At 38.6% G+C, this 1,719-nt stretch carries 2 protein-coding genes; both read left to right on the top strand.

Annotation, left to right across the window (positions count from 1 at the left end):
- A partial coding sequence (locus tag ACR2F7_RS06250) for a glycosyltransferase (protein WP_432712724.1) occupies positions 1–1,133 on the top strand: 1,133 nt, incomplete at its 5' end.
- Positions 1,124–1,719 (top strand): 16S rRNA (guanine(527)-N(7))-methyltransferase RsmG (gene rsmG / locus ACR2F7_RS06245; RefSeq protein WP_432712723.1); only part of this gene is annotated, 596 nt, incomplete at its 3' end. The genes ACR2F7_RS06250 and rsmG, both read left to right, overlap by 10 nt.

Genomic DNA, 1,719 nt, shown 5'->3' with positions numbered 1-1,719 from the left:
TAAATATAACCGTGGAATTAACGTTAATTGAAGCCTGCCTGCTCGGCATTTTAGTATTTTGTTTACTCGTACAACTCTATTTCAGCCTGTTTGTACATTTGAAATTAGCCCGATTAAAAGTGGAAGAAATTCCAGAAAATAGTACAGAACCTTTAAGTGTCATCATCTGTGCACGCAATGAAGTGGTTAACTTGCAGCAATACCTGCCTGCTGTTTTAGAGCAGGATTATCCTGATTTTGAAGTGGTGGTGGTGAACGACCGATCCTGGGATGGCACTAAAGAGCTGCTGGAAGAGTTTTCAAAACAATATAAAAACCTCAAAATAGTGACCGTTGGTGAGGGCTCTAAATTTATTGCAGGTAAAAAGTTTGCTGTGACCATGGGTATTAAAGCTGCAAGCAACAACTGGTTGGTTTTTACAGATGCAGATTGTTTTCCGGCTTCAAAAAATTGGTTAAAAGGCATGCAAGCTCCACAGGATGCGGCAACAGAAATTGTGTTGGGTTACTCACCTTATGTAAAAAAGCGTGGTTTACTAAATGCCTTGATCAGGTTTGAAACTTTTTTTACTGCTGTCAATTATCTCTCTTTCGCCTTAAAAGGAATGCCGTACATGGGTGTGGGAAGAAATTTAGCCTATAAAAAGAGCTTGTTTTTTAACAACAGGGGTTTTGCCTCGCACATGCATATTCCATCTGGCGATGATGATTTGTTTGTTAATGCCAATGCTACGGCACAAAATACTTCCATCAGGATTAACCCTGATACACAGGTGTGGACTGAGCCCGAAACAAGTTTTGGTGCTTACCTGCGACAGAAAAAAAGACATTTCGGTGCTGGTAAATTGTATAAATGTAAGCACAAGTTTATCTTGTCATCACAGATATTGATACAGTTTTTGTTCTATATCACTTTAATAGCGGGTTGTTTTTTTAAAGCTTTATGGTACCCCGCTATAGGCATTTTTGTTTTCAGTATTGTGGTGAGGTGCTTTGTCTATCCTAAGCTTTTAAAGCGCTTAAATTACCCCGGTTTAGCCTGGTGTTTTCCCATTCTGGATATACTTTTATTCATTTTTTTAGTGTTTAACGGCATTCTGTCTATATTTGTCAAAAAAGCACAGTGGAAATAAAATCAGCACTCATCCAAAAATACTTTAAAAACCTCTCTGAACAGCAAATAGCACAGTTTGATCAGCTCTTTGATCTTTACAGCTTTTGGAATGCCCAGATCAATGTCATTTCCCGCAAGGATATTGAAGAATTATATGAACGCCATATTTTACACTCCCTGGGTATCGCTAAATTTATCAGCTTCAAAAAAGGGGAGAAGGTATTGGATGTTGGTACTGGAGGCGGTTTTCCGGGTATTCCATTGGCTATTTTATTTCCTGAAACGCAGTTTCACCTGGTAGATTCTATAGGTAAGAAAATAAAGGTAGTTAACGAAGTGGCCACCGCTTTAGGCTTAACTAATGTAACGGCTAGCCACCTTCGCGCAGAGCAAGTGCCCGATAAATACGATTTTGTAGTTTCCAGAGCGGTTACCCGTTTAATTGATTTTTACCCATGGGTACATGGAAAATTCAATAAGGATTCAAAGAATGCTATTGCCAATGGTATTTTATACCTTAAAGGAGGCGAATTAGACGAGGAAATTAAAGAATCAAGGTTAAAAGCTGAACTTTATCCTTTGTCGGAATACTTCGAGGAAGCTTT

This window comes from Pedobacter sp., from assembly GCF_045628745.1.
Lineage (GTDB): Bacteria > Bacteroidota > Bacteroidia > Sphingobacteriales > Sphingobacteriaceae > Pedobacter.
This window is presented reverse-complemented; position numbering and strand designations above follow the sequence as displayed.